The organism is Filomicrobium sp., from assembly GCF_025698805.1.
Lineage (GTDB): Bacteria > Pseudomonadota > Alphaproteobacteria > Rhizobiales > Hyphomicrobiaceae > Filomicrobium > Filomicrobium insigne.
Genome location: NZ_JAILWT010000004.1, coordinates 271,233 through 292,447, shown reverse-complemented (window position 1 = coordinate 292,447; position 21,215 = coordinate 271,233). Strand labels below are relative to the sequence as shown.

Here is a 21,215-nt window from a genome sequence, read left to right as displayed (position 1 = left end):
CGCATCTAGGTGTTCACTCGAGCCAAACGACGCTCAGCCACTGCCACCGCAGCCGCATTTATGATGTCCAGATTACCTGCGTATGTGGGTAGGAAGTCGCCAGCGCCGGCGACTTCGATTCCGATCATCACGTGATCGTCGCGCACAAAAGGTTCAAGTACGAGCCTATAACCCGGAACGTCCTTCTGGACCTCCGCAACTCGCGCTTCGACTGAAATGCGCACAGCATCCATATCCACATCCGCCCCCGTCACACAATAAATCGTGTTCCGCATAAGGATCGGAGGATCAGCTGGGTTCACGATGATCAGGGATTTTCCTCTCGCTGCCCCACCGATATCCGCAAGCGCAGAACTCGTCGTATGAGTGAATTCCTCAATATTATCTCGTGTCCCAGGACCAATGCTCTTGCTGGCTACAGTCGCAACAATCTCGGCATAGCTTACAGCCGTTACGGCTGAGACGGCATGAACAATTGGCACCGTCGCCTGAGCCGCACAACTGATCAGATTAATATTCGTTGCGTCGTCATTCTGAGCCAGATTGACAGTAGGCACGATGCAGGCACCGACCTTGGCGGGTGTCAAATCAATCGCAAGTATTCCGTGCTGCTCATAACGAGGCGCATTTGAGCGATGGACGTAAGCTGAGGTAGCTTCAAATACAACATCTATATTTCCATCTTCAAATACAGCTTCTGCGCCGTCCGTCGAGATAGTTATTCCCATCTCTTTCGCACGAGCGAGACCTTCTGATGACGGGTCAATGCCTGCAAACAATGCCACCTCAAACTTTTTATTCGCACTAAGCTTGTACATTAGGTCGGTACCAATATTTCCGGATCCGACAATCGCAGTTCGGATGCGTCCTTTTTCCGATCGTGCCACCATTCAAACACTCTCCAATAAGGTGCAAAGCACCACTTCCTTCGTAAAACGGCCTCTTAATCCCTGCTGTCACCGTCCCGGCAGCAACCACGTGCTCATCCAGGGGCTTACCGTGATCAGCGCCCACGCTAGAAGAAGAGGTATGAGCATGACGAGAATGGAGCGCATCACGTGCCCGTACGGCACGTTACAAACCGCCGAAACCACAAATAAGTTGAGCCCATACGGTGGCGTGATGAACCCAATTGATGTGCCCACCACGAAAATCACGCCCCAGTGAATGGGATCAATACCAAGCCCATAAGCGACAGGCGCAAGAATTGGACCCAGAATCAGAACAACGGCGACGGACTCGGTCATTGCTCCAACCGCAAGAATCATCAGCATCATCAACAACACTGCGGCAACGATGCCGTAGTTCGCACCGACCCCGTCCAAAAGCGACTGGATAGCTTCGGCCGCCCCAAGCACGCCGAGCACTTGCTGAAACTGCACCGAAAACGCAACAAGCGGAACAATCATGCCCGTGATAGCCGCGCTACGGAGTAAAATTGAAGGAACCGCACGTAGCCGAATTTGCCGAGTTACAAAAAGACCCGCTAGCAAGCAAAAAAGGGTGACAACACCTGCGGCCTCCGTCGGGCTAAAAAGTCCATCGTAAACCCCGAAAAAGATCAATCCGATCGCTATAAACCCGAGCCACGCGCGAACCGCGCTCGATGCAATTTTCCGGAGATTAAATCCCTTCCAACCCTCACCCGGCTCACTTTTCCTGGCAACGACGAGCGAAGTTGCCATCATCGTGACCAGCATAACGCCCCCAGGAATAATACCTGCTACAAACAAATCAGACGCGGAGACATTTACCGTGATCCCGTAAACCACAAAAATTACACTTGGTGGAATTATTACACCAACCACCCCACCGGCCGCGATAATTGCCGCCGATAGCGAAGGCTTCATTCCTGTGGCTGTAAGTTCTCCATTTAACATTCGACCAATAGTCGCGGCCGTTGCAGAATTTGACCCGCTGACCGCAGCAAAAAAGCCAGATGACAAAATTGCGGCGCAACTCGTGCGCGCCGGAAATGCTGCTGTAAGGCTACGCGAAAAATCAACCAAGCGTTTAGAAATTCCGCCCTCAGTCAGAAAATCTCCGGTGGCAATAAAAAGGGGAACAGCGAGAAATACAAAGCTCGTTATGGTGTCAACCGCGCCGATACCAATGTTGTTAAGAGAAAGATCGGCAACAAAATACGATGTTGCCACGACCCACCCCGCTATGATCAGTAGAATTGGCGTGCCCGTCACAAAAAGCAACAACGCAGCCAAACAGATGAGTGTGATTATCATATTTGTCTGCCCTGCTAAATAAGTTCCGGTGGCACGTGTACGGTGTGGTGCTCCTCGCGCTGAAATAAAATGCGATAAAGTCGCTGCAAAATACGGATCACGGTAAATCCCCACGCTACTGGAATTGCGAGGCTCCCAACTGCTAACGGGATATTGGTCCCGAATATCGTTTGGTGAAACGCGATCTGGCGCTCCACGACACCCCAAGAGGTAACAATTACAATCCCCGCCAGCCCGAGCCAAAGTAAACAGTCAAAAACCTCTGCACACGCCCGGATTTTTGGCGGAAACCGCTCCCGAAACTCTGTAAATGAAAGATGCGCATTATTATGAATGTTGTGGGCCATCGCAAACCACGACAACCAAACAAACGCATAAAGAGCTATGTCGGGACCGGCCAACCAATTCGACCCCCAAAATACTCTACGAATTGTCTCAAACCCAATTATCGCAATAAGTGTTGCATACGACACGAGCATAATGGAGTTTTCGACAAACGTAACGACGCTATCGATTTTACGGAACATACTAGCCGAGCTGCATTCCTGACGTCGCGCAGCCTTTTGCACGTCCGCTCCGAGTTCGCCATTTCCCATGACGACCCTCCCAATTCTAGATTTGCCACTTTTTTGATCAGTTTTGGGGTGGGCTTTATACCCACCAACGCTGGGGAGAATGCTGCTTGCCGTTATATTTTGCCGCAACCTCAGTCATCGCAGCAAAGGTATCAAAGCCGGAGTCCCGATCTAGACCGGATCGCGCGCTGCTCCAGATAACGCTGTTCTTCTCAACGTTAGCTAATTCTTTATATTGCGCCAAAACCGTTTCGCTCAGTGGCGCCAGCTTAATGCCCGCCTCCATGTAAGCCGACGTCGGCTCCGGATTCGGACCATTGCCAATGTGCTTATTTTTCGCAACACCTACGGCCTCATATCCATGCTGCATGGCTTGATACGCGGCTTCGAGGATTTTTTCCTGAATATCCGTTGGAAGTTTCATCAATGCCTTTCGCGACATAAAAATCATTTCGCAACCGACACAAAATTCCAAAGGCACATCGTGGGATACGACATTGTGCATGCCAAAACCCGTAGCCGCACCAGGCCACGTCTCAGCTCCGTCAACTACACCCGACTTCAATCCCTCGAGCGTTTCAGTCCAAGCCAAGGGAATTGGGTTCGAACCAATGCTACGAATGAAATTCGCTATCATCACGGAATTTGTAATCCGGATCTTCGCTTGCTTGAAATCGGCTGGCTCAGTTATAGCGCTCTTATTCTTAAACTTCAGCCCAAGCAAAATATTGCGCATCTCGCCAGACACCCACAGCGGTTCTATGTCATACCGTCTGCGCATCACATCTCTGTAGAGGCGATTAGAATCCTTTGAATAGAAGAAGTTAATATACCCCTCTCGTCCCTGCCAAAGAAACGGAAAATCCATCGCAATAGAATACGGCATAACAGTACCAAGGTTTTGCGGAGACGAGCTTCCAATATCGATTACACCGGAAAGAACGCGCTCGCCGCAAGTTGCCTCAGAGCATGATTGACTCGAGTCGACAACTTCGAAGCGCACAGAGCCATCGGTCATTTCTTCCGCGAGAGAAACAAACTTATACAAACCAGTCGCAAAATGCGGTTCATTTAGGCGACTCATGATGCCAGCACCGAAACGTATTTTATACTTCGGCGATTGCGCACGCGCCACGCTCGACAAAAGAGACGTCACGGGCAAAACGCCAGTCGCCGAACTTATTGCAGCCGCGCCAAGAACCGCGCGAAGACCATATTTTCCTGCAAGCCCGATAAGATGACGTCGAGACAGCGTTGGGTTGTTCATTGAATTCCTCCCGGCTTATTATTCTGATTAATTATTGGCGATGATCGCTCACATACCCCTTCTTAGGCAGAAATTGTTTCAAGACCTCCGTCGGAATTGGTACACACAAAAACACTTCCATCGCGCACCTCAATCCTAAAAAATCTCAAATTCTGCTCGGCAATTTGCTCAATGGAACCTGTTTTAATGTTCCACTGCCAGAGGTGTGAATGACACGTTAGAAGGCACCCATCAAAGATCCCCTCTTCAAGCAAAACTTCCTGATGCGGACATATTCCGTCGCAGGCCTTGATCTCTCCATCCGCGTTGAGGACGAGCACCCTTACGTCACCAACATCAAATCCCTTCATTTCTCCGGTGCCGATCTCAGAAACATGGCAAACAAACTTCACGACCACCGCCTCCTAACTGAATTTGTCGTAGCGAATATCGTCCGGGCGGAGCTTAGCCTCCGTCAGCAACATTCTTTTTGATGCCTCAACGCATGCAGGCGGCCCTGCCAGATATGCACGAACATTCGCATAACGTCCGCTCATCTCCGCGCTAGCGACTTCATGGACCAAGCCGCATTCAAATTTCAGAGCAGGAAACGTTTCAACAAATGCCTGGTCGAGTTCCCCATTCGAAACCGCAATCGTTATTGATAGATTCTCCAGTTCTTTGGCGAAATCATTTAGCTCCTTAAGCCAGAATGCATCCCGAAGCACCCGCACCCCGAAAAACAATGCTCCGCGGTATTGCGAGAAATACCCATTTCCAATAGCCCTCTCCAAAATAGAGCACATTCCGGCAACGCCACTACCACCAGCGATGCACAACAGGTTTCTCTCCATATCGGGCGCAAAAACGGCACGTCCGAACGGACCCGTAACGCAGAGATTTGTTTGAATAAGCGTCTCATGATTCCGAAACAGCCAGTCAGTTAGCTTTCCCCCATGCTTGCGTTTAATTATGAACTCTAGACGATTGCGTAGGGGGGGGAAATTCGTCATTGAATAGGCGCGCGGACCGCAGATGACTCCGTGCTCCAATGTCACAAATTGGCCCGCTTCATAGCGAAACGGAATTTCAGGCTCAACCGCCAACTCCATTACATCAGTCGTAAGAAGATCGACTGCTGTAATTCGCCCCATGACACTCATCGGAGTCGTGCTGACCTGATCTTTTGAATAGATGAATTTATCAGCCTCCAGCACACAATCGGATTTCGGCCGGCACTGGCATAACAGGCGCTCGTTATTGCCGCCGCGTCGGCCAGGCGCCTCAGGCCAGAGATCTTCAAGGTCGCCCTCGATAAGCCGCACGCGGCAAGTCGAACAGGTGCCTGTTGCGCACTCATAAGGAATGTGGAGTCCGGCACGCAGCCCCGCCTTCAAGAGCGTCTCGCCGCTTTCCGCCGCAAAATCCCAGCTCTTGTTTTTAGCTTTAAGGGTGATTTGCATTTGCCGCTCCGTTAGAGCGGAATGTGGTAGCCTGCACCGAGGCTACGCGAATCAAGACGCACTTCGCGATCAATGAGCTTTGGTGAACTGCCACTCATATCAATGCGGTCAAAGTATTTGCCGACCGCAAAAATTTGCGCCTCACCGCCCTCCAGCAAGACTCGATACACTTGCAGGTCCGACCTAACAATTACCTCGGACTTGCCGGCGGAATTCACCTCCCGTACATTGACGTGGCGCTTGATAGGGTTGCGATCTCGATTTTGCTTGGGCAGCAATTCCAGCAACGTCTTCAGGTGCTCATAGTCCTTGTCGAGCCAGTTCATATCACGGCGAATTTCAGGACTATAAGCATTGATCGTGTAGTGATATTGCGGAGAGCAAAGCGCCAAATAAGCAGCGTAGTCTTCTTTATCCATTGCGTCGCAAGTCGCTGATACGAGTTCCCGCGCGGCTTTTTCAACGTCGTATGTAACTTCCATACCCTGATCCCGTGTAAGTATTGGCGGACGCACTGCGACGCTCGTGAGCGCCGCAGATCCTCCTTATTCAGCAGCAGCACGCGGTGTGTTGTGGTAGAGATCCCAAGGATCGCGACCCATCAACTTCTGCCATTGCTCAAGGAAATGTCGCATCCCGACTTCGTCATGGATTTTATTGTTTTCGAGACGGGCTTGCAGGACATAGGGCGCGTCAGTCCGGTCATTGAGAGCAACACCCTGCCCGTATGTACCCAACAGGTCTTCAGGCAAATTGCGTCCGAATGGCCCCCAAATCGAATTATGGTCACGAACTCGAATCGCTCGCTGTTCCGGCGTATCGGACTTGAGCCCCAACCCACGGAATTCAATCAACAGCTTGTTGGCCGAGAGTGGAATTGCCGTATCCAAACGCATAACCGGTGCTCGGATGTTGAAGGTAATCCCAGGAAAGATATCGACGAGGGCCCATCTTCCTGCAGCCAGGCCAGGCCAGCCGAGGTTACGCTCCTCATGACCTTTGAAGGACTCGTAGCGCAACTGCATGTCAGTTACCTGCGCGTGACCACCTTCGAATGTCCTGTACTCTCGCTCCCAGTAACCTGGATGCATCATGCCAGTAATTCTATTGTGGTAGTGCATGTAATCGTGGTAAAATTCACTATTTGTATCGTGCCACATCTTGTAATTACCATCGATTACCGCACGATGATAATGAAACACCTCCATGGGCTCCGACAAAGTATCGGCAATCGCATCCAACGCACCACCCAACGTGTCGCGTAATGGCGGGGCAGAGTCGTCCATATTGACCCATACGAACCCGCCGTAAGCAACCTCGACCCGAACTCCTCGCAATGCGAAGTCACACTCCTTAACGCGGTCTTGATAACCCTCTTGTCGCCGAGGGATGTCCACGCAGTTGCCCTTTGCGTCAAACGCCCAAGCGTGGAACAGGCAGGTAATCCTCTTTGGGCCGCCAGAAGGCGACGCGTTCTTGATGCTCCCCGATGGCTCGTAGATCAGCAGATTCCCGCGATGCGGACATATATTGAGAAACGCATTGATCGAATTATCCTCGTCCCGAACAAGCAGGATGTTATGTCCGCCGGGATGTCGATAAGTTCGGAAGTCATACGGCTCAGAAAGCTCGCTTTCATGGCAAGCAATAAGCCAACTTTTGTCAAAAATTCTTTCCTGCTCTTCGCGAAACACCTCAGGATCCGTATATATTCTTGGATCTACTGTTAGATTAACATCGAGATCAGGGCGTCGACGCCACTCCGCTCCGGTCCTGGCCATGGGCTCCTCCTGTTAAAGTAGGGAGCTTATATCAGCTAACAACAAACATTGTCAACAATGTTTGTTGTTAGCCTCGTCAGGGGGGGCTGTTTCTATCGAGGTTACAATAAGTATTGTAAAATCATATTGTTATTTAATTTATCACCCGCCATGTCATCAAGGCAGACGGTCGCGCAAGGATGAAAATTGCTAATATATGACAATTTTACAGGCATTTTGATGTTAACGGCCGTAAATGCCGGATAGATATTACAATATCTATTGTATTTATTTTGTTGGTGGTTTTAAAAGGTTCCATCGATCGATGCAGTGAGATGCTAAACCGTCATCTTGCATGAGCGTGCCTACGAATCTGGCGCACCCCAAAACTGAGGGCCTATGCCATGGAACCCGTCATTGCCGAGAAGTTTCAGGCGATGGTGGCACTGGGCCGTGCCAGCAGCCGCGTGAAAGACTTCTACGACATCTGGTTTTTGGCCAGGACTTTTCAACTTTGAAGATGACCGCCTCGCCCGCGCCTTTGCCGCAACTTTCAAACGGCGGCAAACGAGCGTGCCTAAGGATGTGCCGGACGCCTTGGGGGACTCGGTCGCTCAAGACGAACAGAAGCGTAAGCAGTGGGATTCTTTTGTGTCGCTTGTCCTAAGTGATCCTGTAGCACTGGAAGTTGTTATTCGCGACCTCCGGGAGTTCCTAATGCCCCACGCACTATCCGCTCAGAGGCTGAGCAAACGCCTGATTCCGGCATATAGGCCACACAATAATCAGCCATCTGAAATATTGACTAGCATACGTAATATTGTTACATATTGGCATCCGGGCACGGTTCAGTCGATCAGTAGAATGCGCCATTGCTCTAAAGCCGTGAGTAGTTGGTTCAACTTTTCTCCTGAATAGGGCACCATCCCAAACATGTAATGATTCCCCCCAATTTGTCTTGGTGCATGGCGGGGCGGGTGTTGCCGCGTTAATCCGGTGGACGACGGAGTCGGTCGAGGTAGCGTCCTAGGGGCAGCATCAAGCCAACACTCTCTTTCCGAGTAGATTTCATTGCCGAGATGGGTCGACTATGTCCTGTGCCTTACGTGTGGCCCAGGAGGCACATGCGTCTACCATCCGTTGTTCCGAGTTCGTCCCAACGCTTGCTTAAACTCTATATTTAATTTCTGTTAACGCTCGACGGTTTCCTCAAAGGAATGAAATGGGAATCCGGACGGGAGAGATACCCCAAGCCGGAGCTGCCCCCGCAACTGTGAGCGGTTAGCTTTCCATCAAATGCCACTGGGATTTCTCCTGGGAAGGCGATGGAGCGTAAGTCCGCGAGCCAGGAGACCTGCCGTCAGTCGTGGTCACGCGCGAAGCTCATTGGGCGGGGTGTTCCAAGGGTGGCACATTTTTTCGGCATAGCCGGAAGTGTGCGGTCTAATTCGCGCTGACGTGCCACCTACGAATGCACGCAGGTATCAATGTTTCCGGGATCAGTATCGCTCCTCAAGCGAGCGGATAATTGCGGCTGGATAACGCCGCTCACCGTCACCTTCATTTCTCTCATCGCCAGCCACAATACTGCCTCCGCCCAAGAGGCGGTTTCACAGTCGGCCACGCTACCTCCTGTAACGGTTATTGCGCCTGCCAGCCAAACTCAGCAGCCCTCTCCATCGGTCAATGCAACGAGTTCCGCGAGCACAGCAGCTCCCACGCAAAGCTTTGACCAGATCAACGATTCTGGTCTCTCAAACACTGCACCTCCGCAAAATCGCAACGACCCAGGGACCTCGGGATTCGTCGCGACGATGAGCGGTGTCGGAACAAAGACGCCAGGATCGGTTCTCGACACGCCGCGCTCCATTTCAACGGTGAGTAAAGCGGAGATTGAAGAACGCAACGCACAGAGCGTGTTAGAGGCACTGCAATACACGTCCGGTGTGAATAGCTATTATTTCTCGGGAAATTTTCTTACCCGAGAACAAGCTCTCGTCCGGGGTTTCCTCGTCTACCAATACCTCGATGGCCTGAAGCAGCATGATAGCAATTGGGCTATTGAACCTTATGGTTTGGAACGCGTGGACCTCCTTAAAGGACCTGCGTCGATGCTCTACGGACAGGGGAGCCCCGGAGGCTTGCTGGACCTGACGAGCAAGCGGCCAACCGATGAGGCTTTCACGGAGGTCGTCCTACAGGCTGGGACTCACAGCAAGTTTCAAACCGGGGTCGACTTCGGTGGTCCGATCGGAAACGGCCGTGTGCTCACCTATCGTATGACCGCTCTCGGAAGGCTGGCCGATGGTGAGGTCGACTACACGGAAAACGATCGCCTCTACGTCGCTCCGGCGCTTACCTTTAGGCCGAACGCGGACACGAGCTTCACGCTGCTTTCAAGCTATCAGCACGATCCGAGTCTGACGGTGCAACAGGCGCTACCACGCGAAGGCACAATCCTTCCTGGACCGAACGGCCAATATATCCCGCGGGAACTGTTCCTCGGTGAACCCGGATATCACGACACCAGCAAGACATCCTTCAAGATCGGATACGAGTTCAAACACCGCTTCGATAACGTTTGGTCGTTTGAGCAAAATGCAGCCTACCGGCACATCGACATCGCATTGTCCGAAGTTATGGGGATGGGCAGCCCGAGCGGCCCAACGTCAACACGTCGGCAGATGTTTGATGCTGATTACGTGATCAATACCTATCAGGTTGACAGCCGCCTGCATGGTAATTTCTCGACCGGTCCGCTGGACCACAAATTGCTGGTTGGATTCGATTACGCGGCAATCCCGAACTATCAGGGGCAAGGCGTAAACCGGGCAAGTCTCTATTCGCTTGATCTATACAATCCGGTCTATGGTCAGCCTCTGGGATCCAATCCGATTACCTCGAAGCGTTATCAGGATCTCACGCAAGCGGGCCTGTATCTTCAAGACGCCATTTCCGTCGGTGGCCTGACAGTCACCGCAGGTATTCGCCATGACTGGGCTGAGCTCAATCAAGAAACCCTGGCGAGAGATCCTGTAACAGGCAACTTCGGGGCCCCGATCCACACTCCAAAAGAAGATAAGGCGTTTACGCATCAACTCGGTGCCATCTACCGCTTTGCGAACGGGTTTGCGCCATTTGTCAGCTATTCAGAATCGTTCTTTCCCCTCACGGGGTCCGATGCTGGGGGCAATCCGTTTGAACCTACAACGGGCGAACAAAGTGAGGTGGGGATCAAATTCATGCCACCCGGTGTGAACGCTCTCTTCACCGCGTCGGTGTTCGACATCACGCAACAGAACGTACGAACGCCGGACCTTGCGAATCCGGGGTTTGCGACGCAAACCGGCGAAGTCGCGGTGCGAGGGGCGGAACTCGAAGTCCGCGCATCCCTTGAGAGTGGTTGGAATTTTGCTGCCGCCTACACCTATCTGGACAGTGAAGTCACAAAGACAAACCAAAAAGGGGCAGGCGGTAAAAGCTTTACCTCCGTTCCAGCGCATCAGGCGTCACTATGGGGATCGTACACGTTCTTCGAAGGGGCATTCCGTGGCCTGACAATTGGAGGCGGTGTCCGATTTTTCGGAGAAGCGGCAGGCGATACTCTCAATACGTTCTATGTGCCCGCGTTTACGCTCTATGACGCTACGGTGCGTTACGATCTCGGAACGATTTCTCCAGAGTTCGAGAACTGGGAATTCGCTGTCAATGCCAAGAACCTGACAGACGAGCGCTACGTCACAAACTGCGATTCCACCTACTCTTGCTATTACGGGGTTGGCCGTACCGTCGACGCGTCACTTCGGATGCGTTTCTAGCTTCTTCGCGGGGCGAGCGTCCAAGGTTCGCCCTGCGAACGTATGTGAGGATGAGGCGGGCAATGACGGTATTGAATTCACTTGAAACGTTCGGCAAATCTCTGGACGCCATTTTCGTGGGCGATCTGGAACACCTACGTCCTCACCTTGTCGTCGGGCGTTCGGAGCAAGCGAGCCGTTCAGTACGGGACGCGCTGGACGATTGCTGGTTGGATGCGATCGTAGAAAGTTTCAACCAAACGTATGGGAACACCCCGCGCACAGCCGTTCTTTCGATTTGGTCGAAATGGTATTTTGCGACCGCTCTCCCGCCCTTGATCTGCTCCAACATTCTTCTGGATCAAACACCACCGCTGGAGCTCGAGCATTTCCGGATTGCCTTTACTCCTGACCATAAGATCGACAGCGTTGCGATCCCCGAAGGAGAAGTCGCGCCGGTGCAATCACGCCCCGGAAACCGGCTGCTACCGATTGTCGAGAAGCACCTCTATCCGTTTGTAAAACTCTATCATGCGAGGACCGGCGTCAGCCGTCGCATCCTTTGGAACAACGCCGGAACTCTCGTGGAAGGTCTTCTGACGTATTTGGAGCGGGTGCAGATCGGGGGAGCGGCCCGAGACGAGTGTAGCGACTTCCTCCAACTACCTAATCTTCCGAACGGCAAGCGAAATCCCCTGTTCCAACCGGTCGCATACGTGTTGCTTGACGAGGTTCCCGCAAGACGCCGCCGTGTATGTTGCTTGAGGTTTCAGCTTCCAGACGGAAAGCTCTGTTGCGCGTGCCCCAAGCAAGAAGAACGCGTTGAAAGTAGCTCCGTGCCCGACGTGGAGGACGTGAAGGGGTGAGATCGGTTTCACGCGCAGGGTTGCGATACGCCTCCTCATATTTTTTGGAAACGTGGAAACTCGTACCGCTCATCTTGCTAGCAGCGGTCATTGCCTGCCAGCTTGGCGTTGTCGCCGCGCAAGTTGCGATGAACTATTGGCGAAACGATTTCTTTCAATCTCTACAGGACAAAAATTGGACGGAATTCGTTCGGCAGTTTTGGGTTTACATTCTGATTGCCGCAGCGCTGATTACAGCAACCGTTTATCAGAAGTATTTTGCGCAATGGTTGACCATTCATTGGCGCGACTGGCTTACACAACGTTTCCTTGATCTCTGGCTGGCGAATGCAAACTTCTATCGCGCGAGATTGAAACCAAAATCTGAAGACAACCCAGATCAGAGGATCGCAGAGGATACCTACAAGTTTGTATCGCATGTGATTTCGATCAGCGTCGGTCTGGTCGGCGCGACCGTCACTCTTGGGTCGTTCGTCACCATATTGTGGATCATATCACAGTCAGTGCCTGTCACATTGTTTGGTGAAGAACGTGTAATCCCGGGACTTCTCGTCTGGATATTGGTTTTGTACTCCGCTGCCGGGACGCTACTGGCGCATATGATTGGTCGACGACTGATCCCATTGAACTTTGAACAAGATAGAAGAGAAGGGGATTTCCGGTTCGGATTGATGCGCGTACGCGATAATGCGGAAGAGATTGCACTGCTAAACGGAGGAGCCCCTGAAAGGAGAGAGCTCAATAGCAGATTTAAAATGCTAGCTGAAAATTGGTATGCGCTCATGGCGCGCCAGAAGATGCTGAATTTTTTCACCGAAGCCTACAAACATTCCTCTCTTTATATTCCATACCTGTTGCTCGCACCATTGTATTTCTCTGGGGGAATTCAATTCGGAGCCTTCATGCAGGCAGGCTCGGCGTTTGCTCAAGTTCGCGGTGCGCTGTCATTTTTCGTAACCGCCTATGAGGAATTGAGCGAGCTGATTGCCGTGACACAACGGTTGAGCCGACTAGAAAATGATCTCGGAACGGCCCAGGAAATAGAGCCTTGCATACCATCGGAGAATCGCGAGGGGGATGTCCCTCGTCTGCGTATCGCTCAACTGCGTGTGCTGGATCCAACAGAACGAGACACCCTCGGCCAGCTTGAGAGCCTAAATCTGGCAAGGGGAGAAGAATTCAAGATCGCGGGGCCGTCCGGCAGTGGAAAGACGAGCCTCGTGAAGGGGATTGCAGGGATCTGGCCATATGCACGCGGAGACGTTGCCTCGAATTTAGAGCGCACTTTGGTCCTTCCACAGCGTGCATACATGCCTCTCGGAACATTGAAGGATGCCGTCTCTTACCCGATGACGCGTGACGAAGTTGACGACGACATTGCGCAAGCGGCACTGCGCGATGTTGGGTTGGCTGCTCTAGTGGATAACTTGCACGATAAGACGATTGTGGAGCGGCTTTCCGGCGGCGAACTCCAACGCTTGAGCGTCGCACGTGCCCTGCTCTACAAGCCGGATCTACTCATACTCGATGAAGCAACATCTGCCCTTGAATGGACGGCTCAGTGTCAACTAGGCAACCTTGTCCGCGAGCGTTTGCCAGATACGATCATCATCGAAACGTCTCACGCTGAATAAAAGAATTCCCGCTGATTGAGATTCGGAGAAGCAGTCATCCTGAGACCATGACGGATATGCGCCGCGATGCGGATGCGTAAGCGGGTCTTGCCTTGGAGAACTCTAGGGTTGAACTGCGGAAACGCTGTTGCTCCATCTGTCACCATCTTGGCTCGGGGGCGAACAGGCAACCCGCCAATATGACGACGGAGGTCTCCGTTAAGCTTAATAAAATGTAAAAGCTCGCATCGATAAAGAGCGTACTAACAATTTGCCCGTGGGGCTTGTTGGTGTGTGGCAAATGATGAACGAGCAGGCGACCCCTATCTTCGCAGACCCGACAGGGCGACGGAAACGCGTAACGAACCTGTTTGGAGGCATGCTGATCATTGCGGCCACGATGGCGCTTATTGGTTTGCTTGTCGCACTGATCCACAGTCCGGTTCTACCGTCATTAGAGCACGCGGCAGCTGTCGTCGAAGATGTACTAAGCGCAAAAGCTCCGGCTACGACGGGCGGCCTGAACGTAACCTCCCAACTGCCGACGCTGTTTGTGGCGTCTTCTCTCTCTCAAAACGCACTGCGATTTGCATTTGTCCAGTCCGGCGATTCGCGCAGTATTGGCTCATTGAAGGAGAACGCATCTCATCTCGACGCTATCATCGTTGACTGGCTAGGAGCTGTCTCACCAGATGGTAAAATTGCATTGCGCAATTCTGCCTCCATTGCGACTCTCAGAGAATGGATGCGCCAAACCACGCCTCATCTCGCAATTTTTCCCCTGATCAGTGAGGAGTTCGTCGGCCGGAAGTTGGCGGCGGTCCTGGCGTCGGCAGATCTGCGCCGCAGGCTCGTGGGACAGATCGGCGAGTTTGTAAGGTCGCACGATCTTTCGGGTGTCACATTCGCACCGGGCCAAATGCCGAGCTCAAGCCACTACGCGATCGCATCGTTTCTCTCGGACCTTCGCGCTGAGATGCGAACCTCCGGGGGGAAGGTTATCATTCAGCTGCCGAACGCGGATGTTTCCTCACACGATGTGGAACTTGCAAATATTGCCGACTATGCGCTCCTGACCCTTTATGAGGATACTTACGCTACACCAGCAGCGCAGCCTCTCGCGCCCCAATCATGGTTTGAAGCCAAGCTGCATGCCGCGATCCGGAGGCTGGATCGCACAAAGCTGATCGTCGGTATTGGCGCATACGCAAAGGACACGAGTGACGCCGGGATTGCTCAAAGCATATCCATTCAAACAGCCTGGGATTTAATGGCCAGGTCCGGGGCGGAACTGTTGTTTGATGCCAACTCGCTCAACCCGCATCTTATGTTTGAAGACGGCAGAAGGACCAAGCACACTGTTTGGCTTCTCGATGCCGTGACGGGGTATAATCAGGGGCGGGTTGCGCTATCCATCCATCCGGCAGGCATTTCACTGTGGCGCCTTGGCCTCGAGGAGCCAAGCGTTTGGGATGTAATTGGTCGCTCGAATTTGCCGAAAGAGCAGCTCCTAGATCCCATCAAAGTCCCTCAACCAGCCAATGACGTCGTCGATCACGATAAGGGAGCTGTGTTCTCGATCTCCGATGAACGCAAGCCCGGGAAGCGTAACATCACGGTTGATCCCAGGCGGAATCTGATTGTCGACGAAAAGCTTATCGATATTCCGAAATCCAGAAAGGTCGAAAGCTGGGGCCAGAAAAACCAACGCCGCGTCGCCCTGACATTTGATGACGGACCGGACGCCGTCTATACGCCTGAAGTACTGGATATCCTCAAGGAAAAGAAGGTCCCCGCAACGTTTTTCATCATCGGGCAGAACGCGTTGCAAAACCCAAACCTGATGTGGAGGCTCTATGCCGAGGGCCACGAGATCGGCAACCATACCTTCACACACCCAAACCTTGCGGGCCGCAGCACGTCGGAAGCGGAATTTGAGCTCAACGCCACGCAACACGTGATCGAATCCCAGCTGAGAATTCGTACAGCGCTTTTCCGTGCCCCGTACAATATCGACGATGTGCTTACCAACCAGGACGGGCTTGATGTCCTCGATGTTGTTTCAAAGCTTGGGTACGTCAATGTAAGGGTGACTGTGGACCCCAATGATTGGGCCAATCCGACGTCAAAGCAAATCGTAAACCGGATCTTGAAACAGATCGCGAGCAAGGAGGACGACGAAAGCCTGGTCGTGCTCCTGCACGACTCGGGCGGTAGTAGGCGAAGCACGATCACGGCGCTGCCGATGATTATCGATGAGCTTCACAAACGGAATTACAAGTTCGCCTTGGTCAGCGACCTTCTGGGTGTTTCGCGAGACGAGGTGATGCAGTCCATCCATGCGAAGGGAATCATGTCGGTTGCCCTTGCAGAATTAACCGGAACAGGGCTGGGCTGGGTCTCCTTTTTTGTGCGGAGCATGCCGGTCCTGGCGATTGTTACCGCAGTGATCGGGATTTTGCGCCTGGCCGTAATTATCGTCTTCGCACTTCATCATTGCGTGCGCGAAAGAGATAGGCGTGCCTTGAAGTGGCGACCGAAAAGCTTGTCGATCCTCGTTCCCGCTTTCAATGAAGACAAGGTGATCTGCAAGACGATCCGTTCTTTGCTCGTCTCGAGATGGAGAAAGTTCGACATCATCGTCATCGACGACGGCTCGAGCGACGAAACGGCGGAAGTCGTGCGCCGGATGTTTTGGAAAACGCGGCGCGTCAAGGTCTTCAAAAAAGAAAACGGCGGGAAATCGGCGGCGTTGAATTTCGGACTGCGCCAGACCAATGCTGAGATTGTTATCGCACTTGACGCCGACACGATCTTCGAACCGAGCGCTATCGAGAAGCTCGTTCGCCATTTCGTTGATCCCAATGTCGGGGCGGTAGCAGGCCGCGCCGTAGTCGGTAACGAGGTATCGTTAATGGCCCGGTTCCAGTCGCTGGAGTATGTCTCGAGTCAGAACCTCGACCGAAGGGCTTTCGAGCGGTTCAATGCCATCGGCGTGGTTCCTGGTGCCATCGGGGCTTGGCGACGTGAGGGGCTCATCGAGGCTGGCGGGTTCCCGCACGATACACTTGCCGAAGACGCTGACGCTACGGTCGCGCTGGAACGCAGAGGTTGGAAGGTTCTCTACGAGCCCGCAGCCGTGGCGATGACGGAAGCACCGGAGACGGTTCGGGCATTTCTGAAGCAACGCTTTCGCTGGATGTACGGAACGCTTCAAGTGGCTTTCAAGCATCGCGGAGCATTGAAGGACCGCTCAGCGCCCGGCGTAAGATTCATCACCATTCCAAATATTATCATCTTCCAATTCCTATTTACGCTCTTGGCGCCAATCATGGACTTACTGTTGGTGATGACGCTGCTCGTAGGGCTACGAGAGTGGGTTCTAACTGGAGGTTTGATCGTTTCTGACAGCCTGATCAAGGTGTCAGTTTATTGGGCGGTGTTCCAAAGCATCGATGCCGTCCTTGCGGCGTTAGCCATTCGCCTCAACGGGGAGAGGCGGGCATGGTCGCTCTTTCCGCTGATATTCATTCAGCGGTTCTGTTATCGGCAACTTCTTTATGCCGTCGCCATTCGCACGCTGCTCGCCGCTATAAAGGGGCAGTTTGTGGGATGGGGTAAATTGCTGAGGACCGGAAACGTGCAGGAAATTGCGCGCCGACCGGTCCCCATGTCTGAAGCGGCAGCGCCGGCCTGACGCCCTGCGCAAGCTGTGTCCGTTTTTGATTGATTGCAGGAGTTGCAAATGTATTCACGTAAGTATTGCACGCACTGCGGCTCTCGCTCAACACTGCGCGCTAGATTTGATCATTTCGCACGCTTGAGCCGCGGGCTATCCTTACTCACAACGATTCTGGTTCTGGGATCCATCGCAAGCCCTTACGCGAAAGCCGCGGGGCCGCCCATTGATGGGACGCCGTCAGGTGCTGTCGAACTTAGTGGAGATAAGGTTTCATTCGGGGACAACTTGAAGCTCCTGTTTTTGGAGCAGATTGGCGGCGTCGCCGCCGACCAAGACCTAGGCTCTTTGAACCTGGTGGAACGAACAGAACTTTCAGGCGAATATACTGTCCAATTGGACGGCGACATCATGCTCCCAATCATGGGGCCGCAGAAGATCGCTGGAAAGACTTACCTTGCCGCGCAGCAGCAGCTCCAGGAGGCTTACAAAACGCTGTTCGCCAAGAACGCGCGGGTAAGCCTCACGATACTCAACCATGAGCCGATTTACATTCTGGGTAGTGTTGCGAAGCCGGGCACCTACGATTTTTCTTCCGGCATGACCGTGCTTCACGCGATCGCGCAAGCCGGCGGAATCAACATAGGCAACAGATCCGACATTTACGATCTCGTGCGCGAAAATCAGAGGCTTGAACTTTCTCTTCAGAAACAAAGAAAACTACTTGCGCGACTTGACGTGTTGAGGGCTGAGCGGGCCGAAACCAAACCAAAGCCTTCCGACCGACTTGTGCGGCTGGCGGGAAGCGACGCTGAAAAGCTCGTTGCCGAAGTGGAACATATCCGCGAGCTTGCTGTTGCAGAGCGAAAATTGCGACTTTCGAGCTTGGACACCACGATCGAGTCCGCCGAACGAGAGCTCGCCGCACAGCGCGAACGTATCACGCACATCCGATCCAACTCGGATAGCAAGTTCGAACGAGCCAATATGCTCAAGGATCTCGCCAAGCGAGGCTCTGGCAATGCCTATCAGTATCTTCAGGCAAAGAGCGAATTCAGCGACGTGCAAGAACGGCTTACGGAGGTTAACGCGCTGATCGCTCAGATCGAAGACCGGCGCGCGCAATCCATCAATGAAAAATCCAAGATCGAAACGGAAGAGCAAATCAATCTAGAGCGGGAGATCCAGTCGGCAGAGGATCAACTCGTCGAGGAAAGCGCCAATGCATCCGCAAGCATGCGAATTCTCGGGCTATTTGATGGAGGAGTATCAAGTTACACGGAAAAGCAGGTAACCCAATTTTCCATCCTGCGCCGGAGTGTTGACGGAACGCACGAAATCGTCGGCGGTGAACTCACAGAACTCAGGCCTGGAGATCTCTTGAAGGTTCAGCTCCTGGCTCGCCCTGGTACCGCAATGTTGGGGCGAGTGGTTCGCTAGTCGCCGCGAGTATTGGCAGGTGAGCGATCCGGCTGCCGAATTCGGGCTGGGCATTCCTGCTCGAAATCAGTCAATGCGTCGCTGTGAAACTTGGGAGCCTCGATATCGTTTGCTTCGGTCGTAAGGAGGCCTGCGAGATCGGCCAACTCAGTATCCGAAAGGCCAAAGGTACGAACGGCCGTTATCGGAATGTGATGGTTCCAACTCCGGACCTCTTTGGCGGATCGCGCGCCGCTGGGAAAGGCATCGATATAAAAGGCCACGTCTCTCGCAAGCCGATCCTGTGGCATCGTTGGATGGGGATGAAGCTGGGCGAGACATCGGCGCGTTGCAGCGTTGCGGGTGGCGGCTTTGTCCTGCGTCTCGATGCAGCTTAAAAGGCTCGGCATTATATCTGCGCTGTCTGGCGGGGCGCCGATAAACGTCGCCCGATCATGAAAGAACGCGTAGTCCACCTCGGTGGGCTCAAGTCCGACCGACCTCCAGAGATCGATATAGGATTTGATCTTATAGCCATCGAAATCTTCGCGCGCGTACACTTGACGATAGGTATCGCGAACCGATTGATGACGCCCGAGCTCGGTTAGGCCATCCTCCCAAATCTTTCTGCGCATGGGATCGACCCACACCGCGCACATAAAGTGTTCGAGCGGAGAGGTCCCGTCGCAGGATTCAATCGGCGGGGGGACAAGCTCTAGAAACCGTAAGACATTTGGGAACTCAGTTCCGAAAGCTTGCTGGGTCAGTCTTGTGTTTCGCCTTGTCGCATTACCGACGATCCACTGCAACTCCCGGCCCTGCCCCGCCGTCGCCCCGCGGGGGCCCCAGGTCAACATCGAGCACGGATCTGTCGAGTTGCGGCACGCAAGAGATGTGTCTTCGGGGGAGGCCGCAACCGCTAACGGGTTTGGGCTATCCTGGCAAAAGTTCCATTCTGGTTTCCGCCCGAAGTCGGTTGCTTCGAATGTGAGCGTCATAGCCTCGATCTTGTCTTCGAGGTTCGGCACGGGCGTGCTTTTAAGAAGGGCGTTCCAAACGGAAACCGTCAACGTGCCTTTGACTGCTTCGCGGGACATCTGCAGTTGTTTGAAGTTCGGACATGCGGCGAGCGTCCGAATGGCATGAGCGGTTCTAAGGCTGAAAATACCTTTCTCCTCCCGATCAAGCTCCTGAACGGCCTCTTTGCGGTGACAATCGATCAGGGCTTGTCGTAGTGGTTCACGCAACTCAGCAAACGTCGAGTACGCACCGACACGAACTGGCGTGCGATCGACGTGTAAAATTATGGGATCAGACTGCTCGGCTAATGCGATGGGCGAAACGAATAAAAAGATGGCGCCAACCAACGGAAGCCACCGAACCGTCTGACACAGGAACTTTCGCGCGTACATTCATGCAATATAGCGGATTACGGGTGGCCTCGGAGCATCTTTGCCGACTTTCTAAACGGACGGTTTGGGACGCTCACCAAACCTCCATTACGGGATTGTTGAACGTAGGTTTGGGGCCCATATCCCAAGCAATCGCTCGCTCAAGCATTTCAGGTCATCGCCATAATCCTGTGGGCATGAGGCGAATAGGAGTATTGAGAGGGGGCAAGGTACGATGTTGATCGGACGCAGAACTGTCCTCCAAGGTGTTGGGGCGGCCGCGGTAGCTAGCGTCACTGGGTTGAGTTCGTCGCGAGTGTCCGCGGATCCGATTTCCAAGCCACTTACGAGGACCATCCCCTCAACAGGGGAAGACATCCCGGTGGTCGGACTTGGCAGTTGGATCACCTTCAATGTCGGCAACGATCCCGTACTTCTGGATACATGCGCGGACGTAGTCGCCGCTTTTTATGAAAGCGGAGGACGGCTTATCGATTCGTCGCCGATGTATGGCTCGTCCCAAGCGACGATAGGTTACGCCCTCAAGAAACTCAGCCTCCCAAATCCCATCTTCTCTGCGGATAAAATCTGGACGTCTTATGACACCGAAGGGGCATCACAGTTCGCGGAAACGCGCGCCTTGTGGGGGCTCAAAACGATGGATCTCATGCAAGTGCACAACCTGCTTAGTTGGCGCGCGCATATCGACATGCTGCAAAAGAAGAAGGCGTCCGGAGAAATCCGCTACGTTGGGGTCACAACATCCCATGGCCGCCGGCACGAGGACCTCGAAGATATCATGGCCAATCATGATATCGACTTCGTACAATTGACCTATAACGTGCTCGACCGTGAACCTGAGCAACGTATTCTGCCGCTGGCGCGCGAACGCGGAATTGCTGTGATTGTGAACAGGCCATACCAGCGGGGAACCCTGATCCAGCGCTTTTCCGGTAAGCCGTTGCCGCCCTTCGCTGCCGAGATCGATGCCGGTACGTGGCCGCAGCTTCTATTGAAATTCATCATTTCTCATCCCGCGATCACATGTGCGATTCCTGCAACCACACGTGTCCCGCACGTCCAAGAAAACCTCGCGGCCGCGGCAGGACGCTTGCCGGATGAGGGTATGCGCAAAGCCATAACCGATTACGTAGCGGAGCTATGAG

The 21,215-nt window shown here is 53.3% G+C and carries 16 protein-coding genes and 1 riboswitch; of the genes, 7 read left to right on the top strand and 9 right to left on the bottom strand.

Annotated features, from left to right (window positions below; all coding sequences use genetic code 11):
• Window positions 1–5: 5 nt before the first annotated feature.
• The 8 genes from K5845_RS12335 to K5845_RS12300 all read right to left on the bottom strand — a co-directional run bounded on the left by K5845_RS12335 (window position 6) and on the right by K5845_RS12300 (window position 7,305).
• The gene (locus tag K5845_RS12335; RefSeq protein WP_287959086.1) at window positions 6–890 is read right to left on the bottom strand and encodes an acetaldehyde dehydrogenase (acetylating); all 885 of its coding nucleotides are present in this window, start codon (window positions 888–890) and stop codon (window positions 6–8) included.
• 66 nt (window positions 891–956) lie between these two features.
• Window positions 957–2,240 (bottom strand): TRAP transporter large permease, encoded by a 1,284-nt coding sequence (locus K5845_RS12330; protein ID WP_287959085.1) that lies wholly within the window; start codon window positions 2,238–2,240, stop codon window positions 957–959.
• Window positions 2,241–2,254: 14 nt separating this feature from the next.
• Window positions 2,255–2,836 carry a TRAP transporter small permease gene (locus K5845_RS12325; RefSeq protein ID WP_287959084.1) on the bottom strand — a complete coding sequence of 194 codons (582 nt, stop codon included), beginning with the start codon at window positions 2,834–2,836 and terminating at the stop codon, window positions 2,255–2,257.
• 55 nt (window positions 2,837–2,891) lie between these two features.
• Window positions 2,892–4,082 (bottom strand): TRAP transporter substrate-binding protein, encoded by a 1,191-nt coding sequence (locus K5845_RS12320; protein ID WP_287959083.1) that lies wholly within the window; start codon window positions 4,080–4,082, stop codon window positions 2,892–2,894.
• 62 nt (window positions 4,083–4,144) lie between these two features.
• Window positions 4,145–4,474, bottom strand: a complete 330-nt coding sequence (locus K5845_RS12315; RefSeq protein ID WP_287959082.1) for a Rieske 2Fe-2S domain-containing protein — start codon at window positions 4,472–4,474, stop codon at window positions 4,145–4,147.
• A gap of 12 nt (window positions 4,475–4,486) precedes the next feature.
• Entirely contained in the window at window positions 4,487–5,524 is a 1,038-nt protein-coding gene (locus tag K5845_RS12310; protein WP_287959081.1) for a 2Fe-2S iron-sulfur cluster-binding protein, read from the bottom strand.
• 11 nt (window positions 5,525–5,535) lie between these two features.
• Window positions 5,536–6,006, bottom strand: a complete 471-nt coding sequence (locus K5845_RS12305) for an aromatic-ring-hydroxylating dioxygenase subunit beta (protein WP_287959080.1) — start codon at window positions 6,004–6,006, stop codon at window positions 5,536–5,538.
• A gap of 63 nt (window positions 6,007–6,069) precedes the next feature.
• A complete protein-coding gene (locus tag K5845_RS12300) occupies window positions 6,070–7,305 on the bottom strand; it encodes an aromatic ring-hydroxylating oxygenase subunit alpha (protein ID WP_287959079.1) in 1,236 nt (411 codons plus the stop codon).
• A gap of 383 nt (window positions 7,306–7,688) precedes the next feature.
• Between K5845_RS12300 and K5845_RS21215 the strand changes: the two genes are divergently transcribed.
• The 6 genes from K5845_RS21215 (at window position 7,689) to K5845_RS12270 (ending at window position 18,679) form a co-directional block, all read left to right on the top strand.
• The gene (locus K5845_RS21215; RefSeq protein WP_353736542.1) at window positions 7,689–7,802 is read left to right on the top strand and encodes a nucleotidyl transferase AbiEii/AbiGii toxin family protein; all 114 of its coding nucleotides are present in this window, start codon (window positions 7,689–7,691) and stop codon (window positions 7,800–7,802) included.
• A gap of 666 nt (window positions 7,803–8,468) precedes the next feature.
• Window positions 8,469–8,660: riboswitch (cobalamin riboswitch) on the top strand.
• Window positions 8,661–8,771: 111 nt separating this feature from the next.
• Window positions 8,772–11,102 (top strand): TonB-dependent siderophore receptor, encoded by a 2,331-nt coding sequence (locus K5845_RS12290; RefSeq protein ID WP_287959078.1) that lies wholly within the window; start codon window positions 8,772–8,774, stop codon window positions 11,100–11,102.
• A 62-nt stretch (window positions 11,103–11,164) separates the two neighbouring features.
• A complete protein-coding gene (gene fhuF / locus K5845_RS12285; RefSeq protein ID WP_046478119.1) occupies window positions 11,165–11,947 on the top strand; it encodes a siderophore-iron reductase FhuF in 783 nt (260 codons plus the stop codon).
• Complete coding sequence (locus tag K5845_RS12280) at window positions 11,944–13,581, top strand: ABC transporter ATP-binding protein/permease (RefSeq protein ID WP_287959077.1); 1,638 nt, start codon at window positions 11,944–11,946, stop codon at window positions 13,579–13,581. The genes fhuF and K5845_RS12280 overlap by 4 nt, the downstream gene beginning before the upstream one ends.
• Before the next feature lie 280 nt (window positions 13,582–13,861).
• Complete coding sequence (locus tag K5845_RS12275) at window positions 13,862–17,257, top strand: trifunctional glycoside hydrolase family 18/polysaccharide deacetylase/glycosyltransferase family 2 protein (RefSeq protein ID WP_287959076.1); 3,396 nt, start codon at window positions 13,862–13,864, stop codon at window positions 17,255–17,257.
• 48 nt (window positions 17,258–17,305) lie between these two features.
• Window positions 17,306–18,679, top strand: coding sequence for a polysaccharide biosynthesis/export family protein (locus tag K5845_RS12270; RefSeq protein WP_287959075.1), 1,374 nt, complete (start codon window positions 17,306–17,308; stop codon window positions 18,677–18,679).
• Here K5845_RS12270 and K5845_RS12265 read toward each other — a convergent pair.
• Window positions 18,676–20,025 carry a hypothetical protein gene (locus K5845_RS12265; RefSeq protein WP_287959074.1) on the bottom strand — a complete coding sequence of 450 codons (1,350 nt, stop codon included), beginning with the start codon at window positions 20,023–20,025 and terminating at the stop codon, window positions 18,676–18,678. The two genes, K5845_RS12270 and K5845_RS12265, sit on opposite strands and share 4 nt — an antisense overlap.
• A 259-nt stretch (window positions 20,026–20,284) precedes the next feature.
• Between K5845_RS12265 and K5845_RS12260 the strand changes: the two genes are divergently transcribed.
• Entirely contained in the window at window positions 20,285–21,214 is a 930-nt protein-coding gene (locus K5845_RS12260; protein ID WP_287959073.1) for an aldo/keto reductase, read from the top strand.
• Window position 21,215 lies beyond the last annotated feature (1 nt).